This is a genomic window from Microcoleus sp. AT3-A2 (genome assembly GCF_036705685.1).
Taxonomy (GTDB): domain Bacteria; phylum Cyanobacteriota; class Cyanobacteriia; order Cyanobacteriales; family Microcoleaceae; genus Microcoleus.
In genome coordinates this window covers 96,576-123,447 of record NZ_JAUBVF010000009.1, presented here as the reverse complement: position 1 = coordinate 123,447, position 26,872 = coordinate 96,576, and the positions used below count along the sequence as shown (strand labels likewise).

At 44.5% G+C, this 26,872-nt stretch carries 29 protein-coding genes and 4 rRNA genes; 16 read left to right on the top strand and 17 right to left on the bottom strand.

Annotated features, from left to right (window positions below; translation table 11 throughout):
• Positions 1-219: 219 nt before the first annotated feature.
• Positions 220-1,659, bottom strand: coding sequence for a Fe-S cluster assembly protein SufB (gene sufB / locus QUB37_RS08340; protein WP_190739543.1), 1,440 nt, complete (start codon positions 1,657-1,659; stop codon positions 220-222).
• A 186-nt stretch (positions 1,660-1,845) separates the two neighbouring features.
• Here sufB and sufR point away from each other — a divergent pair, with 186 nt between their 5' ends.
• The 8 genes from sufR (at position 1,846) to rrf (QUB37_RS08300) (ending at position 4,996) form a co-directional block, all read left to right on the top strand.
• On the top strand, positions 1,846-2,529 hold the full coding sequence (gene sufR, locus QUB37_RS08335; protein WP_333160840.1) for an iron-sulfur cluster biosynthesis transcriptional regulator SufR: 684 nt from the start codon (positions 1,846-1,848) through the stop codon (positions 2,527-2,529).
• 82 nt (positions 2,530-2,611) lie between these two features.
• Positions 2,612-3,019 carry a hypothetical protein gene (locus QUB37_RS08330; RefSeq protein WP_333160838.1) on the top strand — a complete coding sequence of 136 codons (408 nt, stop codon included), beginning with the start codon at positions 2,612-2,614 and terminating at the stop codon, positions 3,017-3,019.
• Positions 3,020-3,215: 196 nt separating this feature from the next.
• Positions 3,216-3,332: ribosomal RNA gene (gene rrf / locus QUB37_RS08325) — 5S ribosomal RNA — on the top strand.
• 383 nt (positions 3,333-3,715) lie between these two features.
• Positions 3,716-3,832 (top strand): 5S ribosomal RNA (rrf, locus tag QUB37_RS08320).
• A gap of 134 nt (positions 3,833-3,966) precedes the next feature.
• The gene (locus tag QUB37_RS08315) at positions 3,967-4,182 is read left to right on the top strand and encodes a hypothetical protein (RefSeq protein WP_333160836.1); all 216 of its coding nucleotides are present in this window, start codon (positions 3,967-3,969) and stop codon (positions 4,180-4,182) included.
• Positions 4,183-4,227: 45 nt separating this feature from the next.
• Positions 4,228-4,344: ribosomal RNA gene (gene rrf, locus QUB37_RS08310) — 5S ribosomal RNA — on the top strand.
• Between the two features lie 215 nt (positions 4,345-4,559).
• On the top strand, positions 4,560-4,682 hold the full coding sequence (locus QUB37_RS08305; RefSeq protein WP_333160834.1) for a hypothetical protein: 123 nt from the start codon (positions 4,560-4,562) through the stop codon (positions 4,680-4,682).
• A gap of 197 nt (positions 4,683-4,879) precedes the next feature.
• Positions 4,880-4,996, top strand: a 5S ribosomal RNA gene (gene rrf / locus QUB37_RS08300).
• A 68-nt stretch (positions 4,997-5,064) separates the two neighbouring features.
• On the opposite strand, the gene QUB37_RS08295 is transcribed toward rrf (QUB37_RS08300), so the two are convergent.
• The 6 genes from QUB37_RS08295 to vapB all read right to left on the bottom strand — a co-directional run bounded on the left by QUB37_RS08295 (position 5,065) and on the right by vapB (position 9,519).
• Complete coding sequence (locus tag QUB37_RS08295) at positions 5,065-5,259, bottom strand: hypothetical protein (RefSeq protein WP_333160832.1); 195 nt, start codon at positions 5,257-5,259, stop codon at positions 5,065-5,067.
• 3 nt (positions 5,260-5,262) lie between these two features.
• Entirely contained in the window at positions 5,263-5,736 is a 474-nt protein-coding gene (locus QUB37_RS08290) for a type II toxin-antitoxin system VapC family toxin (protein WP_333160830.1), read from the bottom strand.
• A gap of 73 nt (positions 5,737-5,809) precedes the next feature.
• Positions 5,810-6,070 carry a hypothetical protein gene (locus tag QUB37_RS08285; protein WP_333160828.1) on the bottom strand — a complete coding sequence of 87 codons (261 nt, stop codon included), beginning with the start codon at positions 6,068-6,070 and terminating at the stop codon, positions 5,810-5,812.
• 132 nt (positions 6,071-6,202) lie between these two features.
• Entirely contained in the window at positions 6,203-8,590 is a 2,388-nt protein-coding gene (locus tag QUB37_RS08280; protein ID WP_333160825.1) for a hypothetical protein, read from the bottom strand.
• A 246-nt stretch (positions 8,591-8,836) separates the two neighbouring features.
• Positions 8,837-9,223 (bottom strand): type II toxin-antitoxin system VapC family toxin, encoded by a 387-nt coding sequence (locus tag QUB37_RS08275; protein WP_333160823.1) that lies wholly within the window; start codon positions 9,221-9,223, stop codon positions 8,837-8,839.
• On the bottom strand, positions 9,220-9,519 hold the full coding sequence (gene vapB, locus QUB37_RS08270) for a type II toxin-antitoxin system VapB family antitoxin (RefSeq protein WP_333160821.1): 300 nt from the start codon (positions 9,517-9,519) through the stop codon (positions 9,220-9,222). The genes QUB37_RS08275 and vapB overlap by 4 nt, the downstream gene beginning before the upstream one ends.
• Before the next feature lie 108 nt (positions 9,520-9,627).
• Between vapB and nadC the strand changes: the two genes are divergently transcribed.
• Positions 9,628-10,488, top strand: coding sequence for a carboxylating nicotinate-nucleotide diphosphorylase (nadC, locus tag QUB37_RS08265; RefSeq protein ID WP_333160819.1), 861 nt, complete (start codon positions 9,628-9,630; stop codon positions 10,486-10,488).
• 208 nt (positions 10,489-10,696) lie between these two features.
• Here nadC and QUB37_RS08260 read toward each other — a convergent pair whose 3' ends face one another.
• Positions 10,697-11,725, bottom strand: a complete 1,029-nt coding sequence (locus QUB37_RS08260; protein WP_333160817.1) for a C39 family peptidase — start codon at positions 11,723-11,725, stop codon at positions 10,697-10,699.
• A 475-nt stretch (positions 11,726-12,200) separates the two neighbouring features.
• Positions 12,201-13,529: a pitrilysin family protein gene (locus QUB37_RS08255; RefSeq protein ID WP_333160815.1), complete on the bottom strand. Its 1,329-nt coding sequence runs from the start codon at positions 13,527-13,529 to the stop codon at positions 12,201-12,203.
• Between the two features lie 241 nt (positions 13,530-13,770).
• Between QUB37_RS08255 and QUB37_RS08250 the strand changes: the two genes are divergently transcribed.
• The 4 genes from QUB37_RS08250 to QUB37_RS08235 all read left to right on the top strand — a co-directional run bounded on the left by QUB37_RS08250 (position 13,771) and on the right by QUB37_RS08235 (position 16,171).
• Positions 13,771-14,628: an ABC transporter permease gene (locus tag QUB37_RS08250; protein ID WP_333160813.1), complete on the top strand. Its 858-nt coding sequence runs from the start codon at positions 13,771-13,773 to the stop codon at positions 14,626-14,628.
• 358 nt (positions 14,629-14,986) lie between these two features.
• A complete protein-coding gene (locus tag QUB37_RS08245; protein ID WP_015176940.1) occupies positions 14,987-15,196 on the top strand; it encodes a DUF2997 domain-containing protein in 210 nt (69 codons plus the stop codon).
• A 40-nt stretch (positions 15,197-15,236) separates the two neighbouring features.
• Positions 15,237-15,623, top strand: coding sequence for a DUF1257 domain-containing protein (locus QUB37_RS08240; protein ID WP_242716193.1), 387 nt, complete (start codon positions 15,237-15,239; stop codon positions 15,621-15,623).
• A 77-nt stretch (positions 15,624-15,700) separates the two neighbouring features.
• On the top strand, positions 15,701-16,171 hold the full coding sequence (locus tag QUB37_RS08235) for a ferredoxin (protein WP_333160811.1): 471 nt from the start codon (positions 15,701-15,703) through the stop codon (positions 16,169-16,171).
• 94 nt (positions 16,172-16,265) lie between these two features.
• Here the strand turns inward: QUB37_RS08235 and QUB37_RS08230 are convergent, their stop codons facing one another.
• The 3 genes from QUB37_RS08230 to QUB37_RS08215 all read right to left on the bottom strand — a co-directional run bounded on the left by QUB37_RS08230 (position 16,266) and on the right by QUB37_RS08215 (position 21,130).
• On the bottom strand, positions 16,266-16,547 hold the full coding sequence (locus QUB37_RS08230) for a YiaA/YiaB family inner membrane protein (RefSeq protein ID WP_172189332.1): 282 nt from the start codon (positions 16,545-16,547) through the stop codon (positions 16,266-16,268).
• 604 nt (positions 16,548-17,151) lie between these two features.
• Positions 17,152-17,544 (bottom strand): hypothetical protein, encoded by a 393-nt coding sequence (locus tag QUB37_RS08220; protein WP_333160807.1) that lies wholly within the window; start codon positions 17,542-17,544, stop codon positions 17,152-17,154.
• Between the two features lie 76 nt (positions 17,545-17,620).
• On the bottom strand, positions 17,621-21,130 hold the full coding sequence (locus QUB37_RS08215; RefSeq protein WP_333160805.1) for an nSTAND1 domain-containing NTPase: 3,510 nt from the start codon (positions 21,128-21,130) through the stop codon (positions 17,621-17,623).
• Between the two features lie 150 nt (positions 21,131-21,280).
• On the opposite strand from QUB37_RS08215, the gene QUB37_RS08210 reads away from it, so the two are divergent.
• The gene (locus tag QUB37_RS08210) at positions 21,281-21,637 is read left to right on the top strand and encodes a CU044_2847 family protein (RefSeq protein WP_333160802.1); all 357 of its coding nucleotides are present in this window, start codon (positions 21,281-21,283) and stop codon (positions 21,635-21,637) included.
• A gap of 143 nt (positions 21,638-21,780) precedes the next feature.
• Here the strand turns inward: QUB37_RS08210 and QUB37_RS08205 are convergent, their stop codons facing one another.
• From QUB37_RS08205 to QUB37_RS08185, 5 genes are all read right to left on the bottom strand, one after another.
• Positions 21,781-22,860 carry a hypothetical protein gene (locus QUB37_RS08205; RefSeq protein WP_333160800.1) on the bottom strand — a complete coding sequence of 360 codons (1,080 nt, stop codon included), beginning with the start codon at positions 22,858-22,860 and terminating at the stop codon, positions 21,781-21,783.
• A 76-nt stretch (positions 22,861-22,936) separates the two neighbouring features.
• Positions 22,937-23,914, bottom strand: a complete 978-nt coding sequence (locus QUB37_RS08200) for a hypothetical protein (protein WP_333160798.1) — start codon at positions 23,912-23,914, stop codon at positions 22,937-22,939.
• Between the two features lie 56 nt (positions 23,915-23,970).
• Positions 23,971-24,339 (bottom strand): hypothetical protein, encoded by a 369-nt coding sequence (locus QUB37_RS08195; protein WP_333160796.1) that lies wholly within the window; start codon positions 24,337-24,339, stop codon positions 23,971-23,973.
• Between the two features lie 59 nt (positions 24,340-24,398).
• Complete coding sequence (locus QUB37_RS08190) at positions 24,399-25,103, bottom strand: hypothetical protein (protein ID WP_333160794.1); 705 nt, start codon at positions 25,101-25,103, stop codon at positions 24,399-24,401.
• Positions 25,104-25,238: 135 nt separating this feature from the next.
• Complete coding sequence (locus tag QUB37_RS08185) at positions 25,239-25,505, bottom strand: hypothetical protein (RefSeq protein WP_006634886.1); 267 nt, start codon at positions 25,503-25,505, stop codon at positions 25,239-25,241.
• Positions 25,506-25,759: 254 nt separating this feature from the next.
• On the opposite strand from QUB37_RS08185, the gene QUB37_RS08180 reads away from it, so the two are divergent.
• Together QUB37_RS08180 and QUB37_RS08175 are read left to right on the top strand one after the other, a co-directional pair.
• On the top strand, positions 25,760-26,083 hold the full coding sequence (locus QUB37_RS08180) for a helix-turn-helix domain-containing protein (RefSeq protein WP_006634885.1): 324 nt from the start codon (positions 25,760-25,762) through the stop codon (positions 26,081-26,083).
• Between the two features lie 15 nt (positions 26,084-26,098).
• A complete protein-coding gene (locus QUB37_RS08175; RefSeq protein WP_333160792.1) occupies positions 26,099-26,788 on the top strand; it encodes an ImmA/IrrE family metallo-endopeptidase in 690 nt (229 codons plus the stop codon).
• Positions 26,789-26,872: the final 84 nt, after the last annotated feature.

Genomic DNA, 26,872 nt, shown 5'->3' with positions numbered 1-26,872 from the left:
TTTCCTCAATGCACTTTACAGTTTTTTCTTCTCGTTCTTCTCGTTCCTAGGCTCTGCCTAGGAATGCGTGTCGCGAGGCTCTGCCTCGTTGGAAACGGGAGAGAGAAATGTGAGGCAGAGCCTCTAGATATGCGTTACCAGGCAGAGCCTGGTAACGAGGGTTTCTCGCCCGCCAAAATATTTTCTTCCTTCTTCCTTCTTCCTTCTTCCTTCTTCCTTCTACCCGACACTTCCTTCCAGCTTCAGACTCAACAGCTTATCAGCTTCCGCCGCAAATTCCATCGGTAACTGATTGAAAACATCTTTACAGAAACCGCTAATCATCATCGAAATAGCATTTTCTGCGGAAATTCCCCGCTGTGCGAAGAAGAACAATTGCTCTTCCCCAATCTTAGAAGTAGAAGCTTCGTGTTCGACTTTAGCAGTATGGTTCTGCACTTGAATATAAGGGAAAGTATTCGCTTGAGCGTTATCCCCAATCAGCATGGAATCGCACTGAGAGTAATTGCGAGAGCCTTTAGCGTTCGGCCCCATTTTCACCAAGCCGCGATAGCTGTTGGATGAATTTCCCGCCGAAATTCCCTTAGAAATAATCGTGCTGCGAGTGTTTTTGCCAACGTGGATCATTTTGGTGCCGGTGTCAGCTTGCTGCTTGTTATTTGTCAGCGCTACCGAGTAGAATTCGCCTACCGAGTTGTCGCCGACTAACACGCAACTGGGATATTTCCAAGTAATCGCGGAACCGGTTTCTACTTGTGTCCAAGAAATCTTAGAATTAACTCCTTGACACAAACCCCGTTTGGTCACGAAGTTGTAAATGCCGCCTTTGCCGTTGGCGTCGCCAGCGTACCAGTTTTGCACTGTGGAGTATTTGATATCCGCATTGTCCATTGTTACCAATTCCACAACTGCAGCGTGCAGTTGATTGGTGTCAAACATCGGCGCGGTGCAGCCTTCTAGGTAAGACACAGAACTGTTTTCTTCGGCCACAATTAGTGTGCGCTCGAACTGGCCGGAATCTCCGTTGTTGATGCGGAAATAGGTTGACAGTTCCATGGGGCATTTGACGCCTTTGGGGATGTAAACAAAGGAACCGTCGCTGAATACGGCGGAGTTGAGGGCTGCAAAAAAGTTATCGCCGACTGGTACGACGCTGCCGAGATATTTTTCTATTAATTCGGGATAATCTTTGACGGCTTCTGAGATGGAACAGAAAATAACACCATCTTTGGCTAACTTTTCTCTAAATGTTGTGGCAATTGAAACGCTGTCGAAAACGGCATCGACGGCAACATTTCCGAGCCGTTTTTGTTCGGATAGGGGAATGCCGAGTTTCTCGAAGGTTTCGAGCAGTGTCGGGTCTACTTCGTCCAAACTGTTGAGCTTTTTGGGCTTTTGTTTGGGCGCGGAATAGTAGATAATTTGTTGGTAGTCGATCGCGGGATAGTTGACGTGGGGCCAGGTGGGCTCGGTCATTGTCAACCACTTCCGGTATGCTTTGAGGCGGAATTGCAGCATGAATTCCGGTTCGTTTTTCTTGGCGGAAATCAGGCGGACTACATCTTCGCTTAAGCCGCGGGCGATGGTGTCTGACTCGATGTCGGTGACGAAACCGTATTTATAGGGCTGGTTGACTAGGGTTGTGACTGTAGAGCTCATTAATTTTGCGCTTTCGAGTGTTCTGGATATGTCTCTCAAAGATGGCAGACGTAGAACTGTCGGGGGCCCGGCGAGTTCTGGGGGCTGCTCTGGGAAGTTAAACAACAGATTTGTTGCTTTAGTATATTTTAAGCTACATTAACAACAGTGATATTGTCAAAGTCAAATTAATAATTTTTTGTGAAGATGATGGAGACTACTCAGCAGACTTCCACGAAACAAGACATCCTGCAATATTTGCTCAAGGGGGGGCAGGGGACGGCTCTTGAGTTGGCGGAGTCTTTGGATATCAGTCCGCAGGCGATTCGCCGTCACTTGAAGGATTTGGAAGCGGAGGGGCTGATTCAGTATCAGTCGGTTCAGGCTGGGATGGGGCGGCCGCAGCACATTTATGAGCTTACCAGTCAGGGGCGCGATCGATTCCCGAATCGTTACCGCGATTTTGCAGTGTCTTTCCTGGATACGTTGGCGGAAACCGTCGGCCGCGAGCAAGTGATTACTATCTTGCGAAAACAGTGGCAGCGCAAGGCGACGGAGTATCGGCGGCTGATGGGTGCGGGTTCGCTGCAGGAGAGGGTGACTAAGTTAATGGAACTCCGCAGGGCTGAAGGTTATATGGCTGAGTGTTATCCTGTAGAATCTGTAGAGGTTGGGATGTGCGATCGCCCTGGTTTGGGCGATCGATTTGTGTTGATGGAACACAACTGCGCGATTTCTAATGTTGCTGAAACTTTTCCGAGTGTGTGTGGCAATGAGTTGGAAATGTTTGCAGCGGTTTTGCCGGATTGTATTGTGGAGCGGACTCACTCGATGATTAATGGGGAACACCGCTGCGGTTATTTGATAGCAAGGAAGAAGGATGAAGGATGAGAATTTCAAATTCCCAATTACCAATCCTAAATTCCAATTACTAATTACCAATTACTAATTACCAATTACCAATTTTTAATATATGGAACCGCTAGCAGATTTTTTAAAGCCGGAAGAGTGCGCCGAAGTTGATATGGCGCTGCTGTCGTCGAAGGAAAAGTTTTCGGCGCGGGTGGCAATTTATGCTTTGAGGGTGCTCAAGCAAATTGCTGGGGAGACTGGGAAGCCGGTGGCTGAGGTGACTAATGGGCAGGTGATGGATTGGATTAAAAATGATGAGAGTATTAAAGGGTCGATCGAACTTGATGCTAGTTTTGAAAACTTTTTTACGAATTTGGTGGTGGCGTCTTTGCGGCCTTTGAGACAAATTGCGACAGAATCTGAAAGCCCGATCGAACAATTAACAGTTAAGCAGGTTGTGGCGTGGTTTGTGAAGGACGGGAAGATTCGCAGAGAACAGGGAACCGAGGCGGCGTTTTTGGATTTGTGAGTTAAAGGTCGATCGATCGCACCCCCAAACCCGGCCTCAAACCCCGATAATTCCAGCGGTTTCGGGCGATCAAAAAAAACTTTTGACAAAGGGGTTGACAGCCTGGGGAAAACTTGATAAGGTAATTAAGTCGAGCAAAAGAGATGCAGCGCATCAATCTTAATGCAGACACAGGATTAAAAGTTTTCAAAGCTTTCCTGGTGCTTATGATGTAATGGAACCACTCCGATCCATCCCGAACTCGGTTGTTAAACGTTGCTATGGCGAAGATACTCGGCGGGTCACTGCCCGGTAAAATAGCTCAGTGCCAGGTTAATAATAAATTAAAGCTCTTTTCCCGCAACAACGGAAAAGGGCTTTAGTTTTTTGGGGAGTTATTAGGCATCTACACAACAGCAAGTCTTGAGCTCTTTGTAGAAATCTCAATATTCTTCGCCAGCAGCAGATTTAGGGTCGATCGAACTTGATGCGAGTTTTGAAAACTTTTTGACGAATTTGGTGGTGGCGTCTTTGCGGCATGAGAGGCAAATTGCCACAGAAACTCGGCTATGGGAGGCTGTTTCGGGCGATCAAAAAAAAGTTTTGACGAAGGGGTTGACAGACAGGGGAAAACTTGATAAGGTAATTAAGTCGAGCGAAAGAGATGCAGCGCATCAAACTGAACGCAGACACAGGATTAAAAGTTTTCAAAGCTTTCCTGGTGCTTATGATGTAATGGAACCACTCCGATCCATCCCGAACTCGGTTGTTAAACGTTGCTATGGCGAAGATACTCGGCGGGTCACTGCCCGGTAAAATAGCTCAGTGCCAGGTTAATAATAAATTAAAGCTCTTTTCCCGCAACAACGGAAAAGGGCTTTAGTTTTTTGGTGAGTTATTAGGCATCTACACCACACCAAGTATTGCGCCCTTTGTAGAAATCTCAATATTCTTCGCCAGCAGCAGATTTGTGGTCGATCGAACTTGATGCGAGTTTTGAAAACTTTTTGACGAATTTGGTGGTGGCGTCTTTGCGGCATGAGAGGCAAATTGCCACAGAAACTCAGCTATGGGAGGCTGTTTCGGGCGATCGAAAAAAACTTTTGACGAAGGGGTTGACAGACAGGGAAAAACTTGATAAGGTAATTAAGTCGAGCGAAAGAGATGCAGCGCATCAAGCTTAAAATTAAGCTAAACGCAGACACAGGATTAAAAGTTTTCAAAGCTTTCCTGGTGCTTATGATGTAATGGAACCACTCCGATCCATCCCGAACTCGGTTGTTAAACGTTGCTATGGCGAAGATACTCGGCGGGTCACTGCCCGGTAAAATAGCTCAGTGCCAGGTTAATAATAAATTAAAGCTCTTTTCCCGCAACAACGGAAAAGGGCTTTAGTTTTTTGGGGAGTTATTAGTCATCTACACAAAAGCAAGTCTTGCGCCCTTTGTAGAAATCTCAATATTCTGGGCCAGGAGCAGATTTTGGGTCGATCGAACTTGATGCGAGTTTTGAAAACTTTTTTACGAATTTGGTAATTGCCTCTTTGCGGCATGAGAGGCAAATGGCGACAGAAACCGAAAGGGCGATCAAACAATTAACAGTTAAGCAGGTTGTGGCGTGGTTTGCGAAGGACGGGAAGATTCCCACAGAGCACGGTGTCGATGTGGCTTTTTTGGATTTGTGAGTTAAAGGTCGATCGACCCATCTGGCAAATAATACGTCAAACTCGGCTATTGGGGGCGGTTTCGGGCGATCGAAAAAAAAGTTTTGACAAAGGGGTTGACAGACAAAGGAAAACTTGATAAGGTAATTAAGTCGAGCGAAAGAGATGCAGCGCATCAAGCTTAATGCAGACACAGGATTAAAAGTTTTAAAAGCTTTCCTGGTGCTTATGATGTAATGGAACCACTCCGATCCATCCCGAACTCGGTTGTTAAACGTTGCTATGGCGAAGATACTCGGCGGGTCACTGCCCGGTAAAATAGCTCAGTGCCAGGTTAATAATAAATTAAAGCTCTTTTCCCGCAACAACGGAAAAGGGCTTTAGTTTTGTCACAGAATATTTATCACTGAATATTTTTGCCCCGTCCGCTCCAACGCCCTGTTAGAACGCGCTTTGGTGGCAATTTCACAACTTCTCTGCCGCTTTCAGCTTGTTTCTTCTGCAAGTCTGCAAATATTGCCTCCAAGTCATAATTGAAAGACTTGGCATACTCTTCACGAATTTTGTGAATTTCTTCTACGATTTCATCTTGCAACATAAATTAATTTCCTAGTAGTTCATAGGGCGTACAAAGAATCGGCAACTCGTATCCGAAATCAAAACTGATTTCTGCAAGTTTCCGCTGGATTTGAGCGTTTGCGATATGCTTACAGTTCCAGGTTAACAGGTAATCCAAGCCGTGAACGGTTGCTGCTGCAATGTGAATTGCATCGATATGTGCTTTAGGGGGAAGATTGCTGCGTGTAAGAAATTGCGAGGCTAAGTCTCGGACAGCTTGATTTAATTCTAGCAATGGAACACCGCGAAGGAGTTCCATACGTTGAACCGCAATCTCTGCGTCTCCTTGTGCTACCTCGTTTAGGACAGCCTGTGAGATGTACATTGTGAAAGCACTGCGGCGATACTCCCACCAATCTTTTGTTACCTCGATATTGGCTGCCAGGATTAGGTTTTTAGTCGATCGAGCTGTTAGGTAGCCTAAGATACTGGTTTCAATGTAGAGGGTTTCGCTCATAGGGGATAGGTTGATAGCCTCTTCATTTTAAACCCAACCATTCCTCGTTGTAAAACTTCTGCATCGCATAGGATCATAGTTCTAAACCTTGTTGCCGATACTTATTGAGTAGGAGTTGCTGATATTCGCTCTTCGGCTGATTAGTCATTACTTCCAAGCGATCGACTTCCTCGAACCATTTTGCCCAACCTTTGGCAATATCGTCTGGAAGTTTGGGTTCAGCTATTCTATTTTGGTGCTTGTGCATCACAAAGTCGATAAAGTCGCTGACTTCTGGCAAACATGATTCGGGAAGTTGCTGCAATTTGGCGATCGCGATCTCACGAATAGTCATAACAATTGCCTCTTTCAGTGGTCTTTATTTTAACACAATCATCACAGGCGATCGCCCTTAATTTTAGCAGTCAATAGTGGGCGATCGCCTCCCGCCTTCCTCATACCCAGAATCGCGGGCAAAAGTTGCTGCCTAAACAGTGCTATATTTTTGACCAATTTCTCGAAGTAATTTAGTGAAATTGTCCTTGTCAGATTCATTTAGAAACCTATCTACTACCTCTTTTAACCTAGACAAGTCCTTGGTATAGTTCTTCTCAGATAGCTGTGAAACTAATTGCGACGAGAAAAACTTTACTAAATCAGGTTCATTAGATAAGACATCTACAACATCTTTCAACTTAGACAAGTTCTGACTGTAGTTTTCGTCGGATAAAATAGCTACTGCATTTTTCAATTTGGGCAACTTGTTTTTATACTTCTCATTAGAAACCAGCTCCGATAAGTTTTTGTCATTCCCCACAATAGTTACTAACTCTTGCAACTTAGATAAATTGGTAGAGTATTTCTCGTCTGACAAAATATCTACTACCTTTTTCAACTTAGACAACTCCTGTTTCTGCTTCGCGTCTGATAGCAGTGAAGTTAATTTGCTTTCCTTCTTGACAAATTTTGCTAAATTTTCATACTTAATTGAATCAGCTTCTAAAAGAAATGTTTTCCAAGCCATTTTTTCGTTTGTAAATACAACCCCCTCTTTGGCATCATTAAAAACACTGTAGTCTATCAAAGCGATTACTTTTTCTTCGGAATCAAGAGACAGCCACGAAGATAGTGCTTTCGAGAGTTTATCTAATGGAATATTAGGAGCAGAAAATCCCTCTTCAATGCCACCATTTTTGGGACTTATATTCTGTTGAAGAAATTCTCCCCAATAACCGGGAATTATGTCTTCAGTATAGGTGTAAGTCCGAGTTTCTAATTGATGCAGCACCGATGAATCGCGTGTCTTTCCACCTTTGAGTAATGACCAAATTAAAAATGCTGTACCCGATGCAACAAGAGCAGCGCCGCCAGTCATTACACTGAGTCCACCAATAGTCGAAATAGTGGCAGTGATAGCAGCAGCACCGGACAATGTACCTGCAGCTCCCAAAGCACTCGCAGCAGTCCAAGCAGCTAAAATAGTTGCAGTACCGGCGACTGTTCCTGTACCAATTGCAATTCCCAGGTTTTTTTGGTCTTCCCTGTCCATTTCTGAGACTAACGCAATAGACAGGACTCCTGCGGCTCCAATTAACGCGGCTCCTCCTGTTGCTACTGCTAAACCACCCAGCATTCCTAAACCACCAGCCGCGACAGAACCACCACCTAAAACAGCTAAAGTCGCGTTGGTTGCAGCCGCCCCAGACAAACTGCTAATACTAACACCCGTTGCTGTTTCTGCTCCAAGTGTACTCAACACTCTCGTAGCTTGTGGAACAATTGCTGCTCCTTTTTCTTTAGAATCCGTCAGTTGGTCTTTGAATGCTTGAGCAGTTTGGAGAAAAGCATCGGATTTTGCACCAGAAGCAACTTGATTATCTAAATTTTGTTTCCTTGCTATTGAGTAAACAGCTTTAGCATTTTCTGGGATTTTGGCTTTGTCAATGAAAGAGTCTAGCAACTTCAAAGTTGCTGTATCTTCTACTGTCTTACCATCGCGAACCTGCTGATAAGTTGACTGGTATTTTGTCTTTTGTTCAGGAGTCAATTGGCTTTCATTAATCTGTTTAACCAGAATAAAATCAACTGTTAAGCCTCTTGAATTGGCACTGGATAAAGTGTAAGTCTGTTTTATTTCTAAAGGCAGCGCCGAACTTGCTACGATTGAGTCAATATCTGTGAGTGCCTTAAAGTCAGGAACTGGTTCGCCGGCACGGACGTATGCAAAAGTTCCTCTGATCAGCTTCTTCTCTGCCTCAGTCAGTTTAGATTGAGCCAAGGTCGATTCAATGGCTTGCCAAATTCCTAGCAGGCGTGAATTGGTACTGGCGAGCTGGTAACGCTCTTGAATTTTGCTGTCTAGCTTTGAGGACGATATCACATAATCCAGAAAATCCAAGGCGATCAGATCATCAATGTACTCACCATCTTCAACTTGCTCATAAACAAATTTGCATTTAGCTTTGCTTGCTTGTTCGACAAATTGCGTATTTTTGTCAATTTCTTGGTAAATTTCCTCTTTTATTCCGAGTTGTCTATCGTATAAGGTATGCAAAACTACAGTAATATCTTTACCGTCTTGACCGCGCCCTTTTAGGGTGATCTCTTGGCGATCTTGGGTTTTGGAGGGAATTTCTACCTGACAAGGTTCTCCCGATCGCAAGGTAAATGTTTGCTTCCCTGCTACTCGGGCTGTTGTATAAGGAACAAAAATATGATAGTTCTCCAAGGTAGAGAAATTTTTGCCTAATCCCTCGCTATCAGCCATAGCGCTAGCTGGAGCGAGCAAGTCTTTTGTCAATAAACCCAAAGTACCTAAAGCAACATAACTAAGAAAAGAGCGACGGTTGAGAGGAGAACTATTTAGGTGAGTCATAACTGAGTATTTGTAGCTTGAATGTAGTTTTTAGGCGAAATAATCAAATCCGAACTCTAATTTATCAAGTTCGTTACTTCCAAATTTACTAGCAAACTTACCCTTAGCCCTAGTGGCCCACCCCAAAGCCTCTGCTTGCTCCTAAATCAGATGAGCTTTTTTTTGCGCTAATTTTCCTTGCGACAAAGCAAACTATTTCTAGTAAATCACCGACACCCAACTTTGTCAACATGATACCCGCCACAGCTATGACCATAACCGCTGAAGGTCATAGGCATCAAAAGCCACATCGCGACTAACCAAAACAAGGGAATGATTAATCGCCTGTACTACCAGAATGCGATCGAAAGGATCTCGATGATGCAGGGGTAAATAACGGAATTGAACAGTATCGGCAAATGTAAGAGGAAGAATCGTTATACCCGCAGCAATGAGTTGAGGTTCAATGTCTTCAAAAGCACCCTGTAAGGGGAGTTTTCCAATATTGAGTTTAATTGCCATCTCCCAAAGACTTGCAATGCTCAAGAAAACATCGTCGGCAGATTCAATCTTGTCTCTAGTTGACAATGGCAGATTTGGATCATTGGATACAAACCAGATCAAAGCATGAGTATCTAATAGTAATCTATTCATTCCATGTATTCCTTCATATCCTCAAGCGGCTCATCAAAGTCATCAGGTAGCGGTAGAACAAATATTCCTTTCATTGTTCCGGCAACTCGACGCTTCTTGGTCGGCTTTTCTTGAGTTGAGTTTTTAGCCTGCTTTTCAATCAAAAACTCAATATAATGAAGCACTTCTGTCTGAAGAGACTCAGGGAGTTCTGCTAATTTTTCTAAAATGGCTTGCTGTATCATGGTTTCTGCTCGCGATCGCCCATCTACTCCATTAAACCACCAAAACCCAATGTCAGCCACAGAATAGCCCATTATGTAGTGCGATCGCCCAAAATCGCACCAACACCATCACTATCTTGCAACTTGCCGAAAATTACGCGATCGACTATCGTTCCTAGTAGCAGGAATCACAAAGAAAACATGACAGCAATATTACCGCCTTGGATAGTTTTAGACACCCTATTGCACAACTGGCTACTAGAAGATATCGGTAGGGGCGATCGCACAACATCGGCCTTATTTCCCGCAAACAGCATCCAGGGTACGGCTAAATGGATTGTCAAAGAAGCTGGAGTCATTGCCGGATTGCCGATCGCACATCGCACATTTAAACTTTTAGACAGCAGCCTCAGTTTCATCCCCCAAGTAGCGGAAGGGAAACTGTGCGAAAAAGGAGAAGTAATTGCCGAAATCTCCGGCAATTTCGACGCGCTGCTAACCGGAGAAAGAGTAGCATTAAACTTGGCAATGCGTTTGAGCGGCATCGCTACTTTAACTCAAAAATATGTTGACAAAATTGCCGATTTGCCCGTGCAATTAGTGGATACCCGCAAGACAACGCCCGGATTGAGATTGTTGGAAAAATACGCAACTCAAGTCGGCGGTGCTTGCAATCACCGGATGGGCTTAGATGACGCGGTGATGATTAAAGACAATCACATTGCCGCGGCTGGGGGAATTGCCGAGGCGATCGCCCTAATTCGCAATTCTATCCCCTATCCGCTGACAATCGAAGTCGAAACCGAAACTCTGGCTGAGGTAGAGACAGCTTTGCAGCACAAAGCCGATATTATCATGTTAGATAATATGTCCTTGGATTTGATGCGGCAGGCTGTGGCAATAATTCGCCAAAAGAGCGATCGAGTAAAAATTGAAGCTTCCGGTAATGTTACTTTAGAAACAATTAGAAGTGTAGCCGAAACCGGAGTTGACTATATTTCTACCAGTGCTCCGATTACGCGATCGACTTGGCTGGATTTGAGTATGAAAATTAATAGTTAGTTGACTGTTGACTGTTGTTATATCAAATCCGGGTTAAATACTTTCTTTATCTCTTAGTTTCTTAGAGAGGGACTTCGTTGGTGCGATCGCGTTGGTAGCGGTTTCAACCGCTTAGTGACAAAGAAGTTAATGAACCCAGATTTAGTATCATTAGTCAGTAGTAACAAGGCCAATTCCCGATTCCCAATTCCCAATTCCCAATTCCCAATTACTTAGAGATAAAATGAACCCAAAAATTCCCGTCAGGCATACAGAGGCTGCGGATTAAGCGGTAAGTATAGTGCAAGTAAGCACCGCTGACACTTGTATCGTAGCCGCTTCGGAACCACTCACCATAGGGATCGTGAACGAAGAATCCCTCGCTGTCGTAGCCTGCGACAACTATAATGTGACCGAAAGACGTGAAGTACCCGTGGATGACAGCGGGATTTCCGCTGGCTAGCCAATCTTGAACGTCATCAATAGTTGCATTCTCGGTAAAGAAATCTTGAGCGCCGTAATCTCTAACAATCTTTGCTAAATCGTAGGGATCCCAGCGACTGTAACCTTTGGCGATCGCATATTCGTAGAGTTCGTCTTCATATTGCCCGGTTTGTTTGCGCCGTGGCACCTTCAAAAAGTCCATACACATCGCTAATGAAGTTACATTGCAAGAACCTGTAGGATTATTCAAGTTATCCAGTTGCGATTTATAAGGAATGCCGAGCCTGACAGTTGGGGGATTCGGTTTGGGAAAAAACAGAACGGTCTCTTGAGTAATTTGAGCGTGGGCTCCAAAAACATACCAAATTCCTGAACCTTTGAAAGACTCGTTGCGGAGAGCAACTCTGATGTGACCGCGAGCCGGAGCAAAAGCCAGAATCTCAAACTCTTTTCCGGCTGGTATTACTTGTTTTTCCGAGTCCTGAAGTTGAGAAGACGCCAGCGGTTTCGATTTAAAAATGGTGTCTCTGAGCGTTTTCAGGATCAGGGGATTTGTGGGAATCTCCTCTGGTTTGGTTTCAATCAGCTTTTTGGCTGTGACTGCTCCCAAAAAACCCGCTTCGCCACACTTCATCAGAGTTTGAAATCGGTGGAGGGTGGCGGTAGAGAGAGGGCCAAAAATTCCGTCTACGGGAGGCTTCAGTAAACCCAGGTCAATGAGGCGGCTTTGAATTTGGCCACTGAGTTCGTCGTCTGCAGCAATTGCTTTGGCATCGTACCTAATTTTTGAGTCAAGAAAGTTTTGTAATTTCATGCTTGCGTGCCCCTGTCAATCGATTTTAGATTTTAGATTTTAGATTTTAGAATTACGATGCCGATCAATCCGGTTTTCCGAGACTACATTGCTGAGTCGTCAATAATTCCCCGTTTATCGTCTCATAAAATTACGGTAATTTTGCCGAGCAATCGATTTTAGATTTTAGATTTTAGATTTTAGAATTACGATCGCCAATAAACCCGGTTTTCCTAGACTAAATTGCTGGCTCGTCAATAATTCCCAGTTTATCGTCTCATAAAATTACGGTAATTTTGCCGATCGCCCGTACCTTAAAGGCTTCATACTAATTATTGGATACAAAACCTTCAAGGCGAGAGCCGATCGAATTTCACGCACTATTGACTAAAAATCCCTCGTGCGCGTTGACATTGTTTCTGCCGAATTCCGAATGCTGTTGGATGACTCAAAAGCAGAAGGATAGCAGAATTGCCCTGTTGAGGCGAAGTCCGATTTATGCTTCGTCCGGGCGAATTACCACAACACCCATTGCGTCGGGAGACAGATATTTGACAGCGGCTTCTCGGAGATCCTCGGCAGTCTGAGCTTGGATGCAGGCGGCATAGTTGAGGGCCGGAGCGATATCTCCTACCATCGACTGATAGTAACCGTACAAACTTGCTCGATCGCTCGGAGTTTCGTTACCAAAGATAAACCGATTTGTTACTTGAGTGCGAATGCGGGAAATTTCGGCATCTGTCACAAATTCGGTTTGGAGAGTGCGGATGTGTTGGACGATCGCAGATTCCACTGCTGCCAAGTTTTCTGTTGCTAGTTGAGCAGAAATCGAGAATACGCCGCCGAGTCGCTGAGTCATGTTGCTGACCGAAATTGACGAGACTAGCCCTTTTTCTTCGCGCAAATCCTGAACCAAGCGAGTTGTGCGGCCGTGTCCCAAAATTGTCGCCAAAACGTCCAGGGCATAAGTTTCGGACATTTCCATGAAACCGGGCACTCGCCACATCACGATCAGTCGGGCTTGCTGAAGGGAAGAGTCTACAAATTCGCGACGGACTGTTTCTGTAAACGGCGATTCTTGGCCGTAGTTCAGGATTTGGGGCTCTGGATGAAAGTTGCCGACAGCAGGCACATTTATTTTGTTGTTTTGTGCTGTACTTTTTGCTGCAAAACTGTCTGCGACAATTTCTATTAGTTGCTCGACTGGCAAATTGCCGACAGCTACGGCTGTCATGGCCCCTGGGTGATATCTGCTGCTGTGGAAATCCCGCATTTGTTGGGCTGTCAACTGTTCGATTACCGCAGTCGGGCCGAGTACCGGTCGCTTGTAGGGCAAAACTTCAAATGCTAATTCCATCGATCGCTGATAGGTGCGGCGGCGGGGATTGTCTTCGGATCGTCTAATTTCTTCTAAGACTACCAGCCGTTCGCGATCGAAGGCGTCGTCGGGAATGCTCGCATTCAGCAACACATCGACTTGCAGAGGAGCTAGTTCGGCAAAATCTTTAGGAGCTGTGGTGATGTAATAGTTAGTGTAATCTTGGCTGGTGGCTGCATTGGTGACAGCGCCGCGTTGCTCGATCGCGCGCTCAAATTCTCCACTGGGAATGCTCGGAGTTCCCTTAAAAATCATGTGTTCTAAAAAGTGAGCCATGCCGTTAATGTCGTCTGGTTCGACGGCTGAGCCTAAATTGAGCCACACGCTGAGGTTAACAGCATCGACCGGCAAGTGTTCGGCTATAACGGTGAGGCCGTTGGGGAAATGGCGGATTGTTGGGGCGTTGAGGGGCGATCGGGCTGAGGTTTTGAGCAGGGTTGATGTCATTTGGCTTTTAAATTGATCTTGTTCTCTATATCTTAAAGGGTCTTTAAGGAAGAGCTCAGGCATTGGGCATTGGGGCAAAAAATGCGACTTTGGGTATGGAGGGTAATGCACGCACCGAGTTTTTCGTATCCCTAGAGCAAGTCCTGTTAACGTATTTCTGCGAGCGCGATCGTTAATTTATCCTAATAGTTGCCTAAGTCCTCAGTTTTTTTGGTGACAGCATTCGATGGAAAATCGAAGATTGAATAACAACTTAGTATTTCCACAAGCAGCTTTTCAACGATTTTGGCGATCAACTTCGGGGAAAATCGGCTTAATTTTGACTCTAGCGCTGATGATATCGGCACTGTTGGCCCCCGTACTTGCTCCTTACGATCCGGCGGTCGATCGAGATTATTTGTCGCGCTTAGTGGCTCCTAGCGCTAAGCATTGGTTGGGCACCGACGGTTTGGGGCGAGATTTGTTAGTGCGGGTGTGGCACGGATTGGGAATATCTTTACTCGTCAGCCTGGTTTCTGTGGGTGTGGGTTTAATTTTGGGAGCGCTTTTGGGGCTGGTGGCCGGGTATTTTCGGGGGTTGCTGGAAATTGCGATCGGCACTTTGGCGGATATTTTGCTAGCTTTTCCTTCGATTTTACTGGCGATCGGCGTTGTTACCGTCACCGGGCCGAGCCTGCAAAGCGTAATTATCGCTGTCAGCCTCGTGCAAATTCCGATTTACATCCGCTTAACTCGCAGTATGGTGCTGTCTCTGCGGGAACAAGAATTTGTTTTGGCTGTCAAGGCCTTGGGCGCCAGCGACTTACGGATTATTTTTCGCCACATTTTGCCGGGAAGTCTCGCGCCTCTAGTTGTACAAGCAACTCTTTCGACTGGTACGGCGACACTAGAAGCTGCAGGTTTGGGTTTTTTGGGTTTGGGCGCACAGCCGCCGGTTCCTGAGTTGGGGACGATGCTTTCTGATGCTTTTAAGGGCGGATACGCTCTTTCTTCTCCTTGGACGATCGTGTTTCCAGGTTTACTGATTACCTTGACTGTTCTGGGTTTCAACCTTTTGGGGGATGGCCTGCGAGACGTTTTAGACCCCAGAGGGAACTAGAGGGGGAGTGGGGAATTTATACTTTGGCCTTTTACCTTCTGCTTTCTTCCCTCTGCGCCCTCTGCGCCCTCTGCGGTTCATCCCCTCTTCCTTCTTCCTCACTCTAAAATCTAAAATCTAAATATATAGTGACTTGACTGCTGTCACGATCTACGCGAAACTTTACATACAACTGATGTATTGCTTCTACCTATTAATAACTTCTGTTAAGTTGTGACTCAAAACCTATCAATTAGTCAAAATTGATATAGCGCTTTGTCAGTCAGCCAACTCTCAAGAAGCAACTTCAGGAGGCATCGTCCCTGGCTTGCTGGTGTCGGTGTCTGTTCTCAATATTCCTATTCAGTCAGCCCGCATTATGGAAACACTAGAGTTTGTGATCTATCCAGATGGCCGCGTACAGGAAACCGTCACCGGCATTGTCGGTGCTTCCTGTGCTGAGGTAACGGCTGCAATTGAAGCTCAGCTCGGCGTGGTGCTTCACCAAGAGTCAACATCTGAATATTTCACGCAAGCGCTGCATCAGTCAGCCGAAGCGACGGCCCAAGTGGCTTTTAGCGATTGGTAATTTTTTTTGTTGAGTTCACTTAAATTTTTTTGGAATCACCATGTCACACTTTAGCCAAATTAAGACCCAGATCCGCAATTTGAATTCTTTGGAAGCTGCTTTAACTGACTTGGGTATTGACTGGAAATCGGGCCCAACTGAGGTGCGTGGCTATCGCGGCTTAACCAGCACCGCTGAGGTCGTGATTGAGCAAAAAAACGGCTACGACGTAGGTTTTAGCTGGAACGGGACTGAGTATGAATTGGTGGCTGACTTACAATTTTGGCAGCAAGCTTGGTCTGTAGACCGTTTTCTGAATAAGGTGACTCAGCGCTACGCTTACCATACTGTGGTGAATGAAAGCGCTAAGCAGGGTTTCCAAATTTCTGAGCAAAAGCAAAATCAAGACGGTTCGCTCCGCTTGGTGGTGCAACGCTGGTGCGCTTAATAATTTTTCGAGATTTTTGCAATCTTGTCTCATCAAAGTCCGCCTGTGCGGACTTATTTACTATTGTGGGGGTCTAAATGTCTGAGCTTTCTGGACTCGGAATAGATACAGCAATCGATCGCTCTGGTTTAGAGCCGGAGTTGGGGGGATTTTTGCGGGATGCGCCCGATCGCTCTGGTTTGGAACCGGAGTTGGGCGGCGTGTTACGCCAAAAAGGTGTCTATGTTGATGAGATTACCTGCATTGGCTGTAAGCACTGTGCTCATGTTGCTCGCAATACTTTTTATATTGAACCGGATTACGGTCGATCGCGCGTAGTTCGACAAGACGGGGATTCTGAAGAGTTGATTGCTGAGGCGATCGACACTTGTCCGGTGAATTGCATTCACTGGGTTGATTACACCGAACTCAAGAATCTGGAAGAAGAACGCAAGGATCAGGTGATGCCTGTCGTTGGTTTTCCCGTGGATATGGCGACAGTTAAGGCCGGTATTCGCCAGCGACAAAAGAATAAGTTGGGCGATCGTAAGTTCAAAGGTAGCCATTGAAATCCCCAATTCCCATCCGCAGCTTGAAACCTGTTGCTCAAACAACAATAACAGCCCGCGCGGGCTGTTTCTTGTATACATTGTATAGTCAAATTTATTTGAGAGGATGGTGCTCAGCGAGAATTTTCTCAACTCTAGCTTCGTCTATTCTGGCAGTTAATGTTGTTGCCTCGTTGTTATCGCGAATGGTTTTTGCTAAAGTAAAAGACGAGCCAACAGAAAAAGTTAAACCCATACCCATAAAAGCTTTTTGCCAGGGGTCTACTTGTAAATAAATGATACCTACAGTAGTTGCGGACAGGGCAACAATAAAAGAAACCCAGCACTGAAGTATCCAAGCATTAGTATCTTTTTGGCGTATGATTTGTTTCTGCATAGTGCCTCTAAGTCAAATATATCTTTTGGTTGATTAACTTAAAGCATAGAGAGTGCGACTGAAGCGGTCAGGAGAGGAAGGTACAGTTTCGATAAGTGAACAGTGCGATCGGGCTTTTTACTAAAAATTAGAACGCTGTAGATAGGGTTTAAGGCTCAAGGAAGACTTTGTGGGAGTGGACAGTTTGAAAACTGGACTAAAGGAGATTGATTTAGTTGGATTCGTATTGTTAATTACTAGGGTCGGGGTCGATGGTTTGCTGCTGTATTTGTTGTAGCAAAGTTTGATAACGATGTCGTTCTTGTTCAAGTTGGGCGATCGCTTCCTCTGCACGCTGCCGTTCCTGTTCAGTTTGAGTAGGATGCTGGCCAACAAGATTTCTAGATTGTTTTTAATAGTGACAATCCATCGGAATTTTTTGGTCTTGTCTGCCATTGGTGCTCAGTCGCGATCGGGGTAGATGATTTCTGGTTTGGTTTCAGGGGTGAGTTGTTGTACCATGCTGTTTGATGGTTGGGCGTGCTGATTTTAGTATAGTTTTTGAGGGTGGGATGGGTGAGCGGGCGATCGGTTTTTAGCTGTAGTGAGAAACCTGTTAAATTATTTAAATCTCGTTTCCTGATTTTCTCAACTCTTGCAATCTTTCTACATAGGACTCAACCAATTTTTTACTGCTTTTTTCGGGGGGGCATATTGTCCCTTTGGAGTTGGGGTTACAGATACACCCCTTGGGTATTGCTGCATTTAAAGTAGCACGAATTTGGTCAAGTGAAATTATACTCTTAAAAGCATCATTTCTTGAAACCGCATTAAAAACTTCTATAAAGTATGCAATTTTTCCATCTTCATCTTCTTTTATTTGAGATGGAGAAATCTCTGTAACACCTTCTTCCATTTCTAAAGTAAAATCTTGCACCATCTTTGTCAATTTCGGATCTGACTTGATCTGATTGGATGGCTTTGTTAACTTTTTGAGGGATTTCTTTACTTCTTTCATATTTAACTAACCTGATTGAACTAAGTATTAATGTTATCTGTAATTTGGATTTTTGTCAACCCCTATTTCTCAAAAATCATCTGTTGCAAATCTGTCGCTCAACCTCGACAATATTAAGATTATTAATCAAGTAATTCTCCAGCCAATTACAGCTATTTTTCAAGGCTTCATTTACATCATTATTCGGAAAGCTAATTTTATTTAAGCTCCATATTCTTACTGTCTTATCATCGCTAGCAGAAGCAATAGTCTGGTCATCTGGGCTGAAACTTACACTATTGACTGTATTAGTATGTCCTTTAAAAGTTTGCATTAACTTGCCATCGGCTACTCGCCAAAGCTTTATAGTTTGGTCTCTACTAGCAGAAGCAATCATTTTACCATCGTGGCTGAAAGCAATGCCATTAACCTCATCGCTATGTCCATCAAGTCCCTCAAAAGTCCTGATGAGTTTGCCATTGTCTACCTGCCAGAGCTTTATACTTTTATCCCAACTAGAAGAAGCAATCATTTCACCGTTGGGACTAAAACTGACAGCATAGACTAGCTTGCGATGACCTGTAAGAATTTTTGGAGGAGCATTATTATCTAATGACCAAATTTTTACAGTTTTATCTTTCCTAGCCGTAGCAAGCTTTTTACCATCCGGGCTAAAGCTGACCCACAAAGAATCAGATGGATGCTGTTTATCTATTATAGTTTTTATTAATTTTTTGGTTTTAAGCTCCCAAATTCTTACAGTTTTATCCCAATGAGCAGAAGCAATAAATTTACCATCTCTACTAAAATTTAGCCGGATTACAGGATCTAACTTATCGCGTTCTGGTAGTTGGATTTCGGCATGGGATTTGTTCTGAATCTTTTTAAGATCCCACACTTTTACAATACCATCAGTATCAGCAGTAGCCAGATTCGGACTGTTGGGGCTGAAGCTAACACCCCACACTCCCACACCAGTTGTATGTTTCAGGTCGGCTAACACTTTTCCTTCTTTTTCCCAAATCCTCACAGTTTGATCATCACTAGCCGAAGCAATGATATTACCATCAGGGCTAAAACTAACATCTTTAATTTCCTTGGTATGTCCGTCTAACCGATTGTGTTCTCGAACTTCCTCAATAATTTTTTTAATAGCAGTTGGAACTTTCCCCTGTTTCTTCCCAATTAGTCTTAAAGCCTTCACACTTGCTGTTAATGATTCTAGCTGATAATTGACGGAAAAAAAAGTTGTGGCTGATTCAGTTAGTGACTTAATCTCATTTGTTGTTGCTCTATTACTCTCGGCTTTAGCCCACACCGCTAATCCCGATGTTAAAATTGCTAACATGGCAAGTAAAACTCCTCCTCTAACTGCTAGCTTAGTTTTTTGCGATTCAGCTTTAGCTCTGGCTCTAGCCTCTTCAGCTTTTTCAACTTCAGCCTTGGCTCTAGCTTCTGCTTCTATAGACTTTTCCAATTCCGCCATAGCTTTTGCTTCTGCTGCTTCCCGTAATTGCCGCTGTTGCTGTAATTCAGCTTGCACCTCCCGATCGCGCCTACCCACACTCTTCCGCAAAAACTCCCTCTCATCCCCAGTCCAATTCGGCTGCACCCTCTTCTCCCACTCCTCAACCTCCGCCAATCGCGCACCTGTCAACAACGCATCATCAGACTTACCATAAGTTTCTTCCCACTCCCGACAAGCTACCTCTAAACGCCGAGAAATCCGAATATTCTCCAGATCCTCTTCAATCCAATCACTCAGTAATTTCCACCGACACAACAGAGCTTCGTGAGCCACTTCCACGGTGTTTTCATCCACAATAATTAAACGCTGCTGCGCTCCAGCCAAAAGCCCAATTACCCGCTCTAACTGCTCTGGAGAATCCGCAATTACCCTCAGTCTATCCCAATCAACCCGGCGGCGCGTTACTTCCGTACCCTCACCCAACTGCACCAATTCCATAAACAGTTTGCGTACAAAAATGCGATCGCCATCACTAAGACTTTGGTAGATCACATTAGCTCGATTTTCCAAAGCCCCTTGAACACCGCCTATTTCGTCATAGCCTTTTTTCGTCAGTAACGGCTCTGGTGATTCGGGTTTTTCTATGCAGACTCGCCACAACTCCTTCAAAGCGTATTGTAACAACGGTAATGCTCCCGGTTGACCAGCCACATCTTGGGCAATTTGGGATACTAACCCCCGCTCAAATTTTACCCCGTGCAATTCTGCCGGTTTCTCGATCGCCTCTGGCAACTCTTCAATCCCTAGCGACTTCACAATATAAGTTGTAGTCGGAATATGATTGATCAAATTTAAAACGTCTGGATAATTAGCACAGCGAATTAAAAAATCTCCACGAAGTGCAATAATCATCCGGCTCTTTCGCTCAGTATCATTCATCTCCTTTACGATCAGGCGGATAAAACTCTGTCGCTCGGCTTCATCTTCACAGAGAGTAAATACCTCCTCAAACTGATCTATAAAAATTACAAAAAGCTGATTCTGCTCTTGATGTCGAGCTAGAATATTTACCAGTTTTCCGAGGGGGTGCTTTCCAGGAGTAAAAGATTCAACCGGCCACTGACTGCTACCAGGAATTCTATCCCGCCTTAACTGTGGCAACAATCCCGCTTTTATTAAAGAAGATTTGCCAGAACCAGAGTAGCCGATAACGGATAAAAAACGGCTATTTGTCAGGTGAGTAATCAGCGTCCGAACTGCTTCCTCCCGCCCACAAAAATACTTCTCTTGTTCAGCTTCAAAAGCTGAAAGTCCCAGATACGGATTTTTGCGATCGAAAGTAATTTCAGTAGCCGAAGTCTCTAGTTGCGGATACGTTACCAGAGTAATGCAGCGGCCCCAGCCCATACGAATCGCTTCTTGACCCCACTGAGTGCCCTTAAGTTCATTGCTGATATAATCAAATAGGCGATCGCCACTGACCTGTCCATTTCTACTAGCATTTTCCGATGCCAAACCCTTCAGCAAAGCTCCAGTAAAAATGGCGTGCGTTTCCCCAGCCAAAGCTTTTACCGTCTCAAAACTCCGGCAAGCCGTAATTAAATAATAATCCTTTTGTGTACTGAAAGCGGTTAAAGTTTGTTGCACTAGCTGACTTTCAAGAAAATATCCACTATGACAGCAGTCCAACAACATTACCAAACTGCTCAGATCGGACTTCTTAATTAGCCGATTGAGGCTTGACAAATCAATCCCGTATTTATAATTGACCACCTGTCTTCCCACCATTTCCACCTGACAGTCGGAAGTAGCCAATGCTCCTTTTTGCTCCCCCAAGTTATCAAAAAAAGTCAGACCATGACCGGCAAAATAAATCAGTACATCACTTTTCGTACCTCGTTCCAAGAGCAAATTTTGCAGAGCTTCACATACCTCATCAGCAGAAACACTTTTTTGCTGTGCTACTTCAAAACGTTGGGTCTCAGCGTTCCAGCGATGCGGCAGTCGAGTAACAGTATACTGGCCATATTCCTCTAATACCCGTGCAACAACTTCAGCATCAGTAGCGGCTTTAGGGAGGGGTTTGAGGTTGGAGCTTTGATACTGAGCAATACCAATAACAAGGGCGTAACGAGCCATTTAGTTCAACCTGGATTAAAAACAAATACTGCCTTAGTTGACACGCACCCTGAATTGCTGTTTTAATTCTATCGCTAGAATAACTCAACTTTCTGGAAGCAAGCTCGATCTTTAAGCAAACTCTACATAAACTTAACAAAAGGTAACATTATGTCAGAATTACAGCGTTTCGCTTTTAAAGAAAAGGGTGAAGTGTACGAAGTCACAATTGACGAAGCCGCCACATCAGAGGACGATAGTCCTTATGATGAGGAGAGAGACGTGCGAAGCGATGCACTTAATCGGATGCAGCAAGCTCGCCTGCTAATTCGCAATTATGCTATGTATGCTGTGACGGCTTTTAAAGATTTCGGTGCGGCTGAGGTTGAAGAGGTAACACTTAAATTTGCTATCAAAATGGGTGGAAAAGCCGGCATCCCCTACATTACTGAAGGTTCAGCAGAAAGCAACTTAGAAGTTGAGGTAAAGTGCAAGTTTCCTAAATCTACTGCAAGCGAAAAGTCTTAATCCTTAATCGCAGCTAATTAAGCAAACCCACCTAAAAAACAGAATACGCAGAGCCGCGACTTATTAAAGAAGTCGCGGCTCTAACAGCGATCGCGTTTTACGTTTAATTAGGTTGACCTAATTAAACGTAAAACTGCTACGGATTACTTATTTTTCTGCTGAGTCTTCGCTTGTTCGATCGCAATTTCCCTCACTGCTTGCAAAGAACTCAAATTCGACGAGCCCTCAATCGCCTTCACCGCCAAATCTTGAACCTGTTTCAAAGCAGAATCCAGTTGTTTCGACAAGCTAGCAATGCGCGCATCTTGATTTTGAATTGTCTGCAACATCCCTTGAATTTGCAGCTCATAATTTTGCTTTTGCCCTTCGATATCTTTAGCAGACAAATCAGCCTTAACTTTAGCTTGATAATTGCCAATATTGCGACCGTTATCTTTTCCGTTCTTGATATTAGCTTCCAGTTCTTTCGGGAAAGCTTCTACCTTAGCTTTAACCTCAGCATAAAGTTTTTCCCGTTCCGAAATAGATTTTTCGCGTTCCGCCCACTGTTTCTCCTGTTCTTGCTGAAACTCTTCGATTTCTTGATACAGCCTTTTCTGGCGCTGTTGGTATTCTTCTATGTCCAGATTTCGCTGAAGATTCAAATCATAATCATACAACTCTTCATCCCGATCGCAAGCTTTTTGGTAATTCTCATTGCGTTCTTTAACCGCCAACTTTTGGAGTTCCTGCTCTTTTTCCCAAGCTTGCCGGCGTTCCAACAATTCCTGTTCCACAGTTTCGCGCTGTTCGCTAAGTTCGCCAGCAAAAGTTTTCGCGCTTTCTTCGTACTGTTGAATTAAATTGTCCAGCGTATCTTCTGCAACATCTTCTAAACTGTGCAAATCTTGCAGTTGTTGAATTTCCTGGCCCACGGTGCGCCGCAATTCTTCGACTTTAGCAGCTTCTGAAGTTAATTTCTCAGACAACTCGCTGACAGCGCCACCAAAGCTAAATTGCAGCAAAATCAAATTATCAATTGTGGACTGCATTTTTTGTGGATTTTGAGTTAAAGCCATTGGTTTTTGTGCATCCACAATAGGTTTTTCTGGGGCTGGTGTTTGCTTTTGGGAAGCGTTTAGCTGTTGGATTTGCGATTCCAACTGCGCTTTTTCTTGCGCTGCTTCCTTGTACGCTTCTAAAATTTCAGCCTTGGTGCTTTTGTCGCTAACTTTTTTGTTCATGACTTTTCATTTCTTAATAGTTGAAAAAATTTCTGTCATTTTTTCGTAAGGTGGGCATTGCACACCTTACTGGGTTTTAAGCTTTGCTGGCAAAAGCTTTCATGGCCAAATCTTGCGCTTGCTTCATCGTGGCTTGCAGTTGCGCGGAAATTTCGGCAATTTGTTCGGTTTGTCGCTCAATAGTCTGCAGCAAAGATTGCGTTTTCAATTCATATCCTTGCTTGCTTCCTTCCCATTCTTTATCCACTAAATCTGCCTTGACTTTAGCTTCGCGGGAAACTTCTTGAATTGCTTCTTCTTTGGCTTTGACATAAGTCTGTTTGAGTTCTTCTTCAAATCCGGCGGCTTTCTTTTGATTTGCTTCAAACTCCGCTTGATTGTCACTCAGGACTTGTTCGCGTTCTACCCAGTTTTTCTCTTTTTCGCGAGTAGATTGTTGCAATTCCCGTTCTAGTTTGCGTTTTGTTTCTTCGTATTCGTCAGTTTCGACTTTGCGGGTGCGTTCTAATTCGTAGTGATAATCTGCTGTTTCCCGCTGGCGTTCTTTTGTTGTTAGTGCAATCTGTTCTTGAATTGCTATGTCAAAAGCTTGCTGTTCTTTTTCCCAAACTTTGCGTTTTTGGGTCGTGTCTTTTTCGATAATTTCGCGCTGGTTGGCGCTGTTTTGTTCGAGCAGAGTCAATTTTTCTCGGTGCTCTTGAGTTAAAATGTGGAGGGCGTCTGCTACAACTCTGATTTGCTGCAACTCTTGCAATTGTTGGGCTTCAATTTCGATCGCGCGTTTTAATTCATCTAATTTTGAAGATTCCGCCTTCAGTTTTTCGGAAAGTCCGCTGGTGATGCTGCCGAAATCTAATTGCAAGTCTGCCAAGCCTTTGACGATGCTGTCAATTGTGTAGGTGGAGGCGAGTTCGAGGACTTGTTTGTTTTTAGCTTTTTCGGCTGACTGTTCTTTTGTTTCTACTTTGGATTCGATCTTGTTGTGAGCGGCTAAAATCTGCTGAAAGTTTTGCAAAATTTTGGCTTTGCTATCCTTGGCAGTTGCTATTGTCATAATGTTTGCTTCTCCTGATTATAATTTTTAGACACTTGTGACTGAAAGGTTTTCAGTTATTCTAAGTTGCGGAGTTGGCTGAGAATGGCTTGGTATTTTCTGGCTGCGTCGGGTTTTTCTTCGGGATTATCGCTGGCTAGAATTTTGAGAAGTTTCCAGCAGCGATCGCACCGATTTCCTTCCCAGCAGCCGCACTCATCAATTATACTCAAAAGTGCGCCTTTTAGCAACTGATTTTCGGCTAACAAAGCTCGGTAATTCCGCTGCACTGATTCGGCAACTAAAGTCATGTGCTGGAAATCTTCTGTGAGACTTTCGATGTCGTTAACTGCATTTGTCCGAATTTGGTCGAGCAGCTCAAGATTCTCTTTCAAACGACTTTCTTGCAGGTTTGGTTTGGTTTTCAGCTTAGTTAATTTCTTCATTTCACTTTGTTGTAACAGTTATGGTAAAGGCGCGATTAAATCGCGCCTTTACAACAAAATTAGAACAAGTCAGCAGTTAATTGCTCTTCGGCTGGCGGTAGCGACATACTGCCGTTGGAATTCAAAGCCATAGCATCGCTTTCACCGCCAGCGTGAGCAGCCATCAAGCAGGCTACTTGCTGCGCCGGCAGGTTATCTAAACACACCATAGCTTTTGTTCCTTCTAAGTCAATCATCCGCGATTGATTGCTAGAATCTGACAAAACTGCTGCGGCTTGGTCGATAACCGCCCAATCTTTCCGCTCGTTCCAAGACCATTTCAAGCTGTAGTAGTTAATCGGTTTTACTACTCCGCTTTCGTCAGGTTTCTGGCCGGAATGCTTGACAAATTCGGGAACAAAAATTCCGGTTGCAGGTTCTACACCGCGAGATTGAACTGATGCTACTAAGCGGTTAAAATCGTTCAAGCTGCGGTTTTTGATGTATGTCACCATGACTACTCCTTGCGGCAATTCGCCACTTTCTGCGACAAACCACAGTTGACCCCACAATGTGTGCGAAGTTTGACCGAGGGAACCGAAGAATTTGGAGAATTTGAGGATTGTCATGGAACACTTGGAACCGTAGTCTGTATCGCCGATCGCCCATTGGCCACTTTGGCAATTGTTACGGACTGCGATCGGGATTTCCGGTACTAGCAAAGCATTGCTCGGTTTGGCACCAAATACTGAAAATGTAGGTCTTTCTTGTGTTTTAGTAGTCATTGTTCGTTTTTCCTTAGTTATTGATTTATGTTCTGACAATTAGGAATCGGTAATTGGGAATTGGGAACTCACAACAATCGAATTATTTTTCTTCCCTCTTCCTTCTTCCTTCTTCCTTCTTCCTTCTTCCTTCCATTACCTAATCAGATGTGTTGTTGCTTTTGGTTCGGGATAGGTATACTCAAGCATCGCCTCTTGTTGAGCTTTAATAATCCGCAGCGCGGCGAGCAAATGCTCTAACGTTTCTAAGTGCGCTGGGGTGAAGTGGATGCTGAAGCCTTCGCCATCCCGCGCGTAGCCGGGACAAACCAGTGAGGCTGAGCTTTGTTCTTCGTGGGTGGCGATGTATAGCCAGTCATCGTCTTCGAGCTTGTAATGCGTGTCTGTCCAGGTTCTCAGCATTTGCGATCTGCTCCTCCTTATTTGCTGCGTACAAGCGTTTTGACGCCCAGCGCTTCTCACTCCTCTGAAGTTGACGACGCTATATGTAGCGTGTGAGCTAGGCTAATTTGCACCCTTGACCCTACCAGTCAGGGTTAACTGGTTGATTAAACCGTCAACTAACCTCATGGTAGCGTGGGTTGATTTTCCCGTCAAGTATTTTGTTGAACTTTTCATCAAAACAGGCTAGAATGCTTGTCAGGAGGCGAAAAACCGTGGAACAAACATTTGGAAGACTGATCCGTCAAGCTCGCAAGGACAAAGCTTACTCACAACGTGAGCTAGCAGCTATGCTAAGTGTGGATTTTACTTATTTGTCGAAGTTGGAGAACGATCGAGCGGATTATGCGCCAAAAGAGGAGGTAATCCGAGCATTAGCGCGAAATCTAGACATAAACGAAGAGGAATTGATTTTCTTGGCGGGGAGGCTGCCGCAGCAGTACGAAGCGCTACTGAAGCAGAATCCGAAGGAAATGCAGGCTCTTTTCCGGCGGATGCAAGAAAATCCAGATTGGCTCAAACAGTCTTTTGAAGCGTAAGAGAGGCCCCTCATAGTGAGTATTTTTAAGCCGTATTGCTTCTATCCCAAAGAAACGATCGAGCGTTTGGCAAATGACATCTTGATGCAGATGCAGAAAACGCAAAATTTTGCTCCGAGATGGCCTTTTGATGCGACAACCGTTGCTGATTTTCTGGATTTGGGCGTAGTTTGGGAGTGCATTGAGCCGGATGAAGAAGGTGCGATCGCGGCGAGGATTTTGCCGCAGCAGCGGTTAATCGAAATCAACGAACAGATTCTCGAAAAACCGCCGGGTTTCATCGAATCGACGATCGCCCACGAAATCGGCCACTGGGTGCTACACGTCAATCAAGACGAAGCAGACGGCACTGTGGAACAGTTGGAATTAAACTTAGGTAATCAAGGACAAACGGCGTCTGATGTCGAGGAACCGTTTGTTTGTCGGGGTGCGAGTGCTGATAATAAGGTTTTGTCGATCGAATGGCAAGCGCAATATTTTGCAAGCTGTTTGTTGATGCCTCGGTGTATTTTGGAGGAAAAAAGACAGGGACGCGATTTAACAAAGTGGTCGCATTTATACAAAATGAGAGATGAATTGGGAGTGAGCATTTCCAATTTGACAAACCGCTTGCAAGAATTCGATTGGATTTACATTCCCAAGGGAACGCGCGAGATTTATGCCGGGAAAGATGCGGCAAACGGACAGCAGCGGTTGTTCGGATAAAATTGCGATAATTTGAGGTTTGAGATTGGGAAGCGATTCTCTAATCTCAAATCTTTAAATTTAATTTCTAATTAAGTTACATTT